Source organism: Tolypothrix sp. VBCCA 56010 (assembly GCF_050875635.1).
Taxonomy (GTDB): domain Bacteria; phylum Cyanobacteriota; class Cyanobacteriia; order Cyanobacteriales; family Nostocaceae; genus Hassallia.
The window spans coordinates 1-261 of the sequence record NZ_JBPAOH010000503.1; the positions used below are offsets into that span (position 1 = coordinate 1).

Annotated in this window: 1 protein-coding gene; it reads left to right on the forward strand. The window is 45.6% G+C overall.

All coding sequences use genetic code 11. From position 1 onward, the window contains the following. Positions 1-261, forward strand: a 261-nt coding sequence (locus AABK37_RS42135) for a hypothetical protein (protein WP_432557291.1), incomplete at both ends; no start/stop codon positions are given.

A 261-nucleotide genomic window follows, 5' to 3' on the forward strand; every position in this document is an offset into this window, starting at 1 on the left:
GACAAAGCCAAAACGTAAAAGCAGAAGAAAAGAGACTAATTTTCTCAAATTAAAGAAAGATTTCAGGGAAGCTTACAAAAAAGCCGTTCTAAAGGACAAAGAACGCCGGAAGCGGCAACATTTCTCATCGACGGATAACCCCGCCTTCAACACGCTTCTTGATTTCTTTGGCAACAACTATTTCAATTCCATCATCAAAGACAACGCCCTGGAAGCTGGATGGAAGACCCGCCGCTTTCCCACCGCCCCGCGCAACCTTCT